A 6925-nucleotide genomic window follows, 5' to 3' on the forward strand; every position below is an offset into this window, starting at 1 on the left:
TACACCGAGGCCTCCTTCACCCTCGACGTCTCCCACCGGCTGCGGGACCTGCTCACGGCGCGCGGCGCCACCGTCGTCCTCACCCACGACGCCGACCGGCCCTGGGGCCCCTGCATCGACGAGCGCGCCCGGATCGGCAACAAGGCCGGGGCGGACGCCGTCGTCTCCGTCCACGCGGACGGCTCGGGCACCGGCAACCGCGGCTACCACGTGATCCTGCCCGCCCTCGTCAAGGAGGGCTCCGCCGACACCACGGCGATCGTCGGCCCCTCGCGCGAACTGGGGCGGGACATCGTGGCGGAGTTCCGCCGCGCCACCGGCACGGCTCCTTCCAACTACATCGGATCCGGTACGGGGTTGGACGTCCGGTCCGACCTCGGCGGCCTCAATCTGTCGACCGTCCCCAAGGTCTTCGTCGAATGCGGCAATATGCGTGATCCGGAGGACGCCCGGCTGCTCACGTCGGCGGCGTGGCGGCAGAAAGCGGCCCTCGGCCTCGCCGACGGCATCGAGACCTACCTCGAGGGGTAGAACCGGCGGGCGATAGATTCGCTCCGTACGATGGGGCCGCCCCCGTGCCCAAGACTCCGGCGCCAGCCCGACACGACGACGACCCGACGAAGGATTCTTACGTGAATATCCGCTCCCTCACTCGAGGCGATGGCGTGCTGATCGGTGCAGCGCTGGTGCTGTTCATCGCCTCGTTCCTCGACATCAGCGGCTGTGACGCCAGCGCGGCGATCTGCGACCAGGTGCCGTCCACGAACTCCTGGGAGCTGTCCCAGCTCGGCTGGGGCGCCGTCTTCCTCGGCATCGTCGGTGCCGCCCTGGTCGTCCTCTCGCACGGTCTTCCGCAGCCCCGCAAGGTCATCGGCCTGGAGCTCGGCCAGCTCGGCACGGCCTTCACCATCGCCTCGGCGTGGACCATGCTCATGTGGCTGTTCGAGTCGCACAACGCCGGCGCCGGCCTGATCCTCGGCCTGATCGCCGCGCTCGTGATGGCCGGTGCGGCCGTGGCCGCACCGCTGGTCCCCGCCCTGAAGGCCCCGCTCCTCGGCGCGCCGCGCCCGCAGACCCCGCAGCCGTACGGCATGCAGCACGGCCAGCCGGGTCAGCCGGGCGTGCCCGGCGGCTACGGCTATCCGGGCATCCAGCAGCAGCCCTACGGCGGCCCGCAGGACGCCTCGCAGGGCGGCGCCCAGCCGTACGGCGCGCACGCCGCCGCCGCGCAGCCGCAGCACCAGCAGGCCGGCCCGCAGGACCAGTCTCCGTCGCAGCCCGAGCCGCAGGCCGCCCAGCAGGCGCAGGCCGCTCCGGCGCAGACCGCCTCGGACTTCGCGCCGTTCTGGTTCGCCGTGCCGGTCGCCCGCCCGCTGTACGCGGAGGACGGTTCGCCGTCGCAGATCGCCGAGCTGGCGCCCGGCACCTGGTACCTGGCCGTGGACCAGCGCGGCTCCGCGCTCGTGGCGCAGACGCAGGACGGCCGCCGCGGCGTCCTCCAGGACACCACGGGCATCCAGCGCGGCTGACACCTCCACGGCAGCGGCCCCCCGGTCCCGGATCTCCTCCGGGCGGGGGGCCGTCGGCGTACGGGGCGGGGGTCAGCCGCCGCTGAGCTGGGAGGTGCTGGGCACCTTGTCGACGACCTCGGCGCCCGCGCTGCGGCCGGCGTCCTTCACGCTGGTGATGACCTTTTCGAACGCGCCGACGTCACCACCGGTCGCCTCGCCCTTCCGGAGCTTGGTGCCCATGTCCTTGAGCGAGTCGATGCCGGCGGTGAGCGGGGCGACCGCCTTCGACAGGAGCGGGTCGCCCTTGGCGTTGTTCACGGCGGCCTTGAGCCGGTTGTAGGCGAAGGCACCGGCGAGGCCCGCCTTCACCAGGGCCACGGTGCGGCCGTCGGCGCCCTTCTTGAAGGTGCCCGCGCGGTACGGCTTGACGATCCACTGGTACGTGGCGCCCGCCGCGAGGCCCGCGTTGGCGACGAACCGGGTCTTGGCGAGTTTCTGCCGCTCGGCGGTCGCCGAGACCGAGGGGGTGGCCTGGCCGTTCGCCGTCCCGCTCGGCTTGTCGTCACCGCCGCAGGCGGCGGTCGTGGCGAGGAGGGTGCCGGACAGGAGGACGGCGACGACGGCGCGGCGCGCACGGGCGAAACGGGGCACGGTGAGCCCTCCCTGGGGCCTCGGGGACTGTGCCGTCAGCCTCACCCGGCCCCGGTCCCGCCGCACCCCCGGGCACCCCGTCGGGGTGACGCCCGGCGGGGGGGGCGGGTTCCCGCCCCCCCGCCGTCAGGCGCAGCAGTCGGGTTCGAGCCCGAGCGGGAGGCGTTCGCCGCCGAAGACCGCGACGGTCGCCTCGTCGCCGCCGAGCGCCGCCACCGCCAGGAGCAGGGAGCCGGCGGTCCAGGTGGTCCGCTCCTCGGGCCAGAAGGCCCGGTCGCCCTCGAAGACGTAACCGGTCCAGTAGCCGCCGTCGGCGGCCCGCAGGTGCTGGATGTCCTGGAGGACGGCGAGGGCCCGGTCGGACTCCCCCATCGCCCACAGGGCGAGGGCGAGCTCGCAGCTCTCGCCGCCCGTGACCCACGGATTGGGCAGCACGCAGCGCACACCGAGCCCGGGGACGACGAACGCGTCCCACCGCGCGTCGATCCGCTCCTGTGCCTCCGCGCCCGTCACCGCGCCGCCCAGGACCGGGTAGTACCAGTCCATGGAGTAGCGGGACTTGTCGAGGAAGCGCTCGGGGTGGCGCCGTATCGCGTGCCGCAGCGCCCCGGCGGCCAGCTCCCAGTCCGGCTGGGGTTCCTCGCGGACCTCGGCGATGGCCAGGGCGCAGCGCAGCGCCTGGTGGATGGAGGAGCTGCCGGTGAGCAGGGCGTCCTCGACGGGGGTGCCGTCGGCCTCGCGCTTCCAGCCGATCTGGCCGCCGGGCCGCTGGAGGGCGAGGACGAACTCGACGGCGGCGAGGACGACCGGCCACATGCGGTCGAGGAAGGCGTCGTCGCCGGTCGACAGGTAGTGGTGCCAGACGCCGACGGCGATGTACGCGACGAAGTTGGTCTCCCGGCCCCGGTCGGTCACCCGCTCCGGGTCGCCGTCGTGGTAGGCCGCGTACCAGGAGCCGTCGGCGTTCTGGTGCCGGGCCAGCCAGTCGTAGGCGCGGGCGGCGGCCTCGTGCTCGCCCGCCGTGTCCAGGGCCATCGCGGCCTCGGTGTGGTCCCACGGGTCCAGGTGGTGGCCCCGGAACCAGGGGATGGCGCCGTCCTCGCGCTGGGCGGCGAGGATGCCGGCGACGGTCTCGGCGGCCTGGGCGGCGGTGAGGACCCCCGGCAGGACCAGGTGCTCCGCGATCCGTTCGGGCGAGGTCACTGCGCGTCGGCCTTCGGGAGGTGGGGCTTGGTCGCGTACGCCACGAAGCTCTTGCCGACGACCGGGTTGAGCAGCTGCTCGGCGACCCGGGTGAGGGCGGGCTTCTTCATGATGTCCCAGACCAGCAGCTTGTGGTACGCGCGGACGGGCAGCGCCTTGTCGTTGTCGACGCCGAAGGCGCACTTGAGCCACCAGTACGGCGAGTGCAGCGCGTGCGCGTGGTGGGTGCCGTACGGCTTGAGGCCGGCCTCGCGGATCCTGGCGAGCAGTTCGTCCGCCTTGTAGATGCGGATGTGGCCGCCCTCGACCTCGTGGTAGGCGTCGGAGAGGGTCCAGCAGATCTTCTCGGGGCCGTAGCGGGGGACGGTGATCGCGATCCGGCCGCCGGGCTTGAGGACGCGGACCATCTCGGCGAGCACGCCCTTGTCGTCCGGGATGTGCTCCATGACCTCGGAGATGATCACGACGTCGAAGGAGGCGTCGGGGAAGGGCAGGTTGAGGGCGTCGCCCTCCATGGCGGTGGCGGTGGCCCCGGCCGGGGCCTCGCCGGCCTCCTTCATGGCGGCGAACCACTTGGCGACCTCGCGGATCTCCTCGCCGTTCCGGTCGAGGGCCACGACCCGGGCGCCGCGCCGGTAGCACTCGAAGGCGTGCCGGCCCGCGCCGCAGCCCAGGTCGAGCACGCGGTCGCCGGGAGCGAGCGGGAAGCGGGTGAAGTCGACGGTCAGCACGAGGGCCTGCCTTCGCGGTCGGGACGGTGGTGATGCGGCCGGCCGCGCAACGGCACGGACGCCGGGACGGTCGGGACGACGGTCGGGGCGGTCGGGACGACGGGCGGGTGGGCCGGGGGCGCGGGCGTGGGCGTGGGGGCGGGCGGGCGCGGGGGTACCCGGGTGGGGACGGCGGCAGTCACGGACGGGTGCCTCCACGGGGCGCGGCGGCGCCCTGGCGTGCGACGGCCTCGCGGTACAGCTCGGCGGTGCCCTGGGCCGCGCGGGCCCAGGTGAAGCGGTCCAGGACGCGGGCGCGGCCGGCGGCGCCGAGGCGCGCACGGAGCTCCGCGTCGCCGAGGAGCCGGCCGAGGGCGGCGGCCAGCGCGCCCGCGTCGCCGGGCGGCACGGCCAGGCAGGTCTCGCCGTCGGTCCCGGCGACCTCGGGGATCGCGCCCCCGGTGGTGGCGACGAGCGGGGTGCCGGTGGCCATCGCCTCGGCGGCGGGCAGCGAGAACCCCTCGTAGAGGGAGGGGACGCAGGAGATCTGGGCGGAGCGCACCAGGTCCACCAGCTCGGCGTCGCTGATGCCCTTGACGAACTCGACGGCGCCGCCGAGCCCGTACCGCTCGATGGCCTGGGCGACCGGCCCGTCCTCGGCGCGCTTGCCGACGACGACGAGGTGGGCGTCCGGGTGCTCGGTGCGGAGCTTGGCGAGCGCCTCGACCAGGTGCACCAGTCCCTTGAGGGGGACGTCCGCGCTGGAGGTGGTGACGATCCGGCCGGGGACCTCGGCGACGGAGGGGTCGGGGGACCAGAGCGCGGTGTCGGCGCCGATGTGGACGACCTTGACGCGGTCCTCGCGGACGCCGAGGTGCTCGACGATCTCCTGGCGGGAGCTGCCGGAGACGGTCAGGACGGACGGCAGCCGGCGGGCGACCCGCTTCTGCATGCGGGTGAAGGCGTACCAGCGGCGGACCGAGGTGCGCCGCTTCCAGTCGGCGGCGGCGTCGAGTTCGAGCCGCCGGTCGACGGTGATGGGGTGGTGGATCGTGGTGACGAGCGGCGCGCCGATCGCGCGCGGCCCGCCGAGGAGCCCGTACCCGAGGGTCTGGTTGTCGTGCACGACGTCGAAGTCGCCCCGGCGGGCGGCGAGCAGGCGCCGGGCGCGCAGGGAGAAGGTGAGCGGCTCGGGGAAGCCACCGGTCCACATGGTGGCCACTTCGAGCGCGTCGATCCAGTCGCGGAACTCCTCGCGCCGGGGCGTGCGGAAGGGGTCGGGCGAGCGGTAGAGGTCGAGGCTGGCGACCTCGGTGAGGGAGAGCCCCGCGAGGGGCGAGCCGTCGGGGTTCTCGTCCAGGACGGGGTACGGCTGGGAGCCGATGACCTCGACGGTGTGCCCGAGCCGGACGAGTTCGCGCGAGAGGTGCCGGACGTAGACGCCCTGGCCGCCGCAGAAGGGGTTTCCCTTGTACGTCAGGAGAGCGATCCGCAACGGACGGTCACCGGTGGCGGTGTCGCCCTGCCGGGGGCCTGCCTCTATGGCCTCAGCGGTCATGCGCGACCCCCTTCGAGCGTGCGTTTTCGCGCGAGCGTATCCGCTCGCGCTAATCTAGAACAAGTTACAGAGTCGATCGCTCATGCATCTTCTTGATCGTTCAAGGAGCACAGAATCTACCGGCAGGTAGCTCCGCGGTGAGAGCCGGAACGGGTGATTCACGCCACGGCCGGAGGGCCGCCATACTGTCGCTCCCACCGCACGGAACGGGAATCCATGACCGCAGACAGCAGAGCGGACCACAGACCGGCGTCACCGCACCTCACGGAGCGCCAGGAGGCCCGGCGACGGCGCATCCTCGACGCGAGTGCCCAGCTGGCGGCGCGGGGCGGCTTCGAGGCCGTGCAGATGCGGGAGGTCGCCGAGGCGGCCGGAGTGGCCCTCGGGACGCTGTACCGCTACTTCCCTTCCAAGATCCATCTGCTGGTGGCGACGATGCAGGACCAGCTCCAGCACCTGCACACCACGCTGCGCAGGCGTCCCCCGGCGGGCGAGGACCCGGCGGAGCGGGTGGCCGAGACGCTGATGCGCGCCTTCCGGGCGCTCCAGCGGGAACCGCAGCTCGCCGACGCGATGGTGCGGGCGCTGACCTTCGCGGACCGCAGCGTGAGCCCGGAGGTCGACACGGTCTCACGGCTGACGACGGCGATCATCCTGGACGCGATGGGGACGGAGCACCCGACGCCCGAGCAGCTCTCGGTGGTGCGGGTCATCGAGCACACCTGGCACTCGGCGCTGATCACCTGGCTGTCCGGGCGTGCCTCGATCGCACAGGTGAAGGTCGACATAGAGACGGTCTGCCGGCTGATCGCCCTGTCCGGGCGGGCCCCGCGGCACGCGCCGGCCGGGTGAGGGCGGCGCCGAGCCCCCCGCGGCGGGGGCCCGGCCGACCGCCTCCGGTCAGGACTTCTTGTTCTTCGCCAGGTCGGCGGCGAACAGGGCCGCGCACTCCGGACCGGTGTCGGTGCCGACGAAGAGGACGACCTTCAGCGGCCCGCTGAGGTGACCGCTGGCCTTGAGCGTCCAGTTGGACTTGGTCAGGGTCTTCATCTCCGAACCGGCCTGGGAGAAGGACTGACCCTCGGCCCAGCCGCCCTTGGTGAGGCCGGCGACGGTGTCCGCGAAGGACTTCTTCGGGTCGGCGGCCTTCTCGCTGTCGGCCGCCCAGGAGACCATGCACTCCTTGAGCTCGGGGGACACCGGGTCGCCCGTCGGGTCCTCGCTGAAACCGGCCGCCGTCGCCGCCGTCTCGATCTCCTTGCTCACCGCGGCGGCGTCCAGCTTCCCGCCGC

General features: G+C 73.5%; 8 protein-coding genes. 3 read left to right on the forward strand and 5 right to left on the reverse strand.

The features are described from left to right. Both RIF68_RS21740 and RIF68_RS21745 read left to right on the forward strand, forming a co-directional pair. Nucleotides 1-531: N-acetylmuramoyl-L-alanine amidase (locus tag RIF68_RS21740; protein ID WP_309052961.1), on the forward strand; the 531-nt coding region annotated here is incomplete at its 5' end. A gap of 101 nt (nt 532-632) precedes the next feature. Then, on the forward strand, nt 633-1529 hold the full coding sequence (locus RIF68_RS21745) for a DUF5336 domain-containing protein (protein WP_309052962.1): 897 nt from the start codon (nt 633-635) through the stop codon (nt 1527-1529). Nucleotides 1530-1601: 72 nt separating this feature from the next. On the opposite strand, the gene RIF68_RS21750 is transcribed toward RIF68_RS21745, so the two are convergent. The 4 genes from RIF68_RS21750 to RIF68_RS21765 form a co-directional block, all read right to left on the reverse strand. Beyond that, nucleotides 1602-2162 carry a hypothetical protein gene (locus RIF68_RS21750; protein WP_309052963.1) on the reverse strand — a complete coding sequence of 187 codons (561 nt, stop codon included), beginning with the start codon at nt 2160-2162 and terminating at the stop codon, nt 1602-1604. A gap of 126 nt (nt 2163-2288) precedes the next feature. Next, nucleotides 2289-3365: a terpene cyclase/mutase family protein gene (locus tag RIF68_RS21755; RefSeq protein WP_309052964.1), complete on the reverse strand. Its 1077-nt coding sequence runs from the start codon at nt 3363-3365 to the stop codon at nt 2289-2291. Next, complete coding sequence (locus RIF68_RS21760; RefSeq protein WP_309052965.1) at nt 3362-4096, reverse strand: class I SAM-dependent methyltransferase; 735 nt, start codon at nt 4094-4096, stop codon at nt 3362-3364. Before RIF68_RS21760 ends, RIF68_RS21755 begins: the two co-directional genes overlap by 4 nt. Nucleotides 4097-4274: 178 nt before the next feature. Then, nucleotides 4275-5633, reverse strand: coding sequence for a glycosyltransferase family 4 protein (locus RIF68_RS21765; RefSeq protein WP_309052966.1), 1359 nt, complete (start codon nt 5631-5633; stop codon nt 4275-4277). A gap of 216 nt (nt 5634-5849) precedes the next feature. Between RIF68_RS21765 and RIF68_RS21770 the strand changes: the two genes are divergently transcribed. Further along, the gene (locus tag RIF68_RS21770; protein ID WP_309052967.1) at nt 5850-6485 is read left to right on the forward strand and encodes a TetR family transcriptional regulator; all 636 of its coding nucleotides are present in this window, start codon (nt 5850-5852) and stop codon (nt 6483-6485) included. A 48-nt stretch (nt 6486-6533) separates the two neighbouring features. Here RIF68_RS21770 and RIF68_RS21775 read toward each other — a convergent pair. Beyond that, a partial coding sequence (locus RIF68_RS21775) for a hypothetical protein (RefSeq protein ID WP_309052968.1) occupies nt 6534-6925 on the reverse strand: 392 nt, incomplete at its 5' end.

This window comes from Streptomyces sp. (assembly GCF_031178505.1).
Classification (GTDB): Bacteria; Actinomycetota; Actinomycetes; order Streptomycetales; family Streptomycetaceae; genus Streptomyces; species Streptomyces gulbargensis.